2 protein-coding genes are annotated in these 2,127 nt (G+C 36.5%); one reads left to right on the forward strand and one right to left on the reverse strand.

The features are described 5' to 3' along the window. The coding region (locus tag VNJ50_RS04780; RefSeq protein ID WP_325579569.1) for an FtsX-like permease family protein at nt 1–1,698 on the forward strand (1,698 nt) is incomplete at its 5' end. 117 nt (nt 1,699–1,815) lie between these two features. Here the strand turns inward: VNJ50_RS04780 and VNJ50_RS04785 are convergent. Next, a partial coding sequence (locus tag VNJ50_RS04785) for an RES family NAD+ phosphorylase (RefSeq protein ID WP_325579571.1) occupies nt 1,816–2,127 on the reverse strand: 312 nt, incomplete at its 5' end.

Below are 2,127 nucleotides of genomic sequence, written 5' to 3' on the forward strand. Positions count from 1 at the left end.
CAATCTTTCGTCAATCTTTATTATGAAAGTGAAAGTAATATGTTGAAACGTGATGGAGCGATTGCCGATAAAAATGGAGATTACCTGACGATGCACTTATTACCGTTGTCCGATTATCATTTAAATAATTTGAATTTGGGCCATGCGGGTTCTCCAACATTTCCGTGGATATTGTTGTTGATTTCTGGATTGGTTCTGTTTATTGCTTGTTCCAATTTCATCAACCTGTCGTTGGCAAATTCGCTCACAAGAAATAAAGAAATCGGAACGCGTAAAACTTTGGGCGGCTCTACGTCAACATTAATTGGCCAGTTGTGGACAGAATCGCTGTTGATTTGCGTGATCGCTTTGGTGTTGGGATTGCTCTTGGCAAGTTTCGTATTAAAACAATATAACGTGTTTATGAATTATAATTTGAAAATAGTTGCGTTGCTAACACCAATCAACTTGTTATTGTTTTTAATCATGTTCTTTTTTCTCACGCTTTTTGCTGGCGGTTATCCGGCTTGGCGCATTGCAAGACAAAATTTGGTGCAGACGTTAAAAGGGGCAACAACCATAAAAAGTGGTTTGTTGAGAAACGGATTGACGATTGTTCAATTTTCGATTGCCATTGTACTGATTGTGGCTACTATTGTCGTGAGTTCGCAATTAAATTATTTAAATAGTAAATCGTTGGGTTACAACAAATCGGAAGTTGTCAGTATTCCTATTGGTGTAGGAATTGATCCTGAGCGTGCACTTTTGCAAATGCGCGATCAATTGGCGTCGCAACCTTGGGTGCAAAGCGTGAGTGCTTCCGATATTAATTTGGGTATGGGGCGTGATGGAAGTATGACCAACAGTGTTTTTGGGTTTGAATATGAAGGCCGACAGATTTATACCAATTTTATGCGTGTAGATTATGATTATTTAAAAACCTTGGGGATAACATTATTGGCCGGACGTGATTTTGACCGTTCATTTTCTACGGATAGGGAAGCCGTAATTATCAACAAGCAAATGGCAGAACAGGTTGGTGGCATTGAGAAAGTTTTAAATCGGCCATTAGATTTAGATGGGCATCCACAAGTGATTGGCGTGATTGACGATTTTAATTTTCAGGATTTAAGACAAAAAGTAAAACCACTGACACTTTCAATCAATCCACAGATTTTTACGGTAGATTATATTTTTGTTCGCGTTCAAACAGATAATCTTTCAAAAAGTATCCAGGATCTGGAATCGATCTGGAAAAATATAAATCCGCAAGCCAAAGTTGCGCCTTCATATCTTGATGAAAATACAGAACGCTTGTACAAAAGCGAAAAACGGATGTCGCATATTGTTATCAGCGCTGCAGTAATTACGATTGTTATTTCTTGTATGGGACTTTTTGCATTGGCATTATTAGCAATTAATAAGCGTGTTAAGGAAATTGGCATCCGAAAAGTTTTGGGCTCTTCGGTTTCTGCAATTGTGATGTTGCTCTCAAAAGATTTTATGAAGTTGATTTTAATTTCATTTATCATAGCTGCGCCTTTTTCGTGGTTGATTATGACGAATTGGCTGGAGAATTTTGCTTATCACATTAACTTAAAATGGTGGATGGTTGTGCTCGCAGGATTAGCAACAATGCTGATTGCTTTATTTACAGTAAGTCTAAAAGCAATGCAAGCGGCAAGGGCAAATCCGGTGGATTCTCTTAAAGATGAATAAGTTTGGATGATCGTTTTTAGCAATTAAATTCGATAAACGCTCAAATTAATTCACTTTATGCGATTGGGTAGTTTAACTTAAAGATGTTTTTGTTAATTGGGGATAAAAAGAAGTTGTTTAAAGTTCATTCTTTTTTATCCTCAAATCGAAAACGAAATCTTTTATCTCAATCATTTCGAAAGCAGAACCTTGCCCAGAAGGATTTAAAATATAATTGGATTCATCCGGAATAATAATCGAAGGAATTCTAATAATTGCATGTTTTTCTTGAAGCAACTTTGTTCCAAAATCTTTGGTCGATTTTGGAGATGGAGTTTCTTTCCAATTACCTGGAAGTTCTTCTTCATTTAGAGTATAAACCTGAGATTCATCGATTTCAAAAACACACATACTCAATGCTCTAGGAATAAAATCAATGTTGACATTTAC

It is taken from the genome of Gelidibacter sp. (genome assembly GCF_035577925.1).
Taxonomy (GTDB): Bacteria; Bacteroidota; Bacteroidia; order Flavobacteriales; family Flavobacteriaceae; genus Gelidibacter.